We start from the raw sequence: 439 nt of genomic DNA on the forward strand, positions 1-439 counted from the left end.
TGATAGAATCATGCCCTGAATATCAAGCCAAAAACACCATACTTCAAAGCATGAAAGGCATTGGAAAAATCGCGGCAGCATCCATCATTAGTAACTTACCTGAACTGGGATATATGACCAACAAACAGGCTTCCGCACTAGTCGGTGTTGCGCCGATAAACAGAGAAAGCGGCCGCTTCAAAGGCCTGCGAAAAATACAGGGTGGACGCCATCAAGTAAGGACTGTTTTATACATGGCGATGATGTCAGCAATACAATCTAACCCTGTTTTTAAAGGTCAATATCAAAAGTTAGTGGCTGCAGGAAAACCAAAGAAAGTAGCACTCATTGCCTGTGTTAGAAAGATGATTGTCATCTTAAACTCTATGCTTAGAGATGGTGTAATGTGGGAAGCGCCAAAAGTTTAAAATTTAGCTATTGACGCCATAGTCTCTTGTTA

Annotated in this window: 1 protein-coding gene; it reads left to right on the top strand. The window is 41.5% G+C overall.

Features of this window, described 5'->3' with window-relative positions; translation table 11 throughout:
• On the top strand, positions 1-407 hold a 407-nt coding region (locus tag J8L98_RS24650; protein ID WP_210998692.1), incomplete at its 5' end, for a transposase.
• Positions 408-439 lie beyond the last annotated feature (32 nt).

It is taken from the genome of Pseudoalteromonas sp. MMG013, from assembly GCF_018100885.1.
GTDB classification, from domain to species: Bacteria; Pseudomonadota; Gammaproteobacteria; order Enterobacterales; family Alteromonadaceae; genus Pseudoalteromonas; species Pseudoalteromonas aurantia.